Annotated in this window: 1 protein-coding gene; it reads right to left on the reverse strand. The window is 34.4% G+C overall.

All coding sequences use genetic code 11. The features are described 5' to 3' along the window. Positions 1–241: hypothetical protein (locus IEX97_RS13360; RefSeq protein ID WP_188883567.1), on the reverse strand; the 241-nt coding region annotated here is incomplete at both ends.

Here is a 241-nt window from a genome sequence, read left to right on the forward strand (position 1 = left end):
GATTCTTTTGCATAGTCATAAAGAGATTTACCATCACTATCATTAAAAATACTGGTAACTCTTGGATGTTGCATCATTAAATCCAAGGCTTCCTGATGCTTATTCGCTATAAGAAGATTGGCTATTTGAGTTTTTAATAACGGCTCCCATCCCAGACCACCCTGTATCACTTTTGAAATAAAATCATATTTTTTCATCACAGCTTGATTTAACCGTATGAATTTGTCCTTCAAACCTTGGT

Origin of the sequence: Paenalicyclobacillus cellulosilyticus (genome assembly GCF_014647315.1) — a bacterium.
In the GTDB taxonomy this organism is placed as follows: Bacteria; Bacillota; Bacilli; order Alicyclobacillales; family Alicyclobacillaceae; genus Alicyclobacillus_J; species Alicyclobacillus_J cellulosilyticus.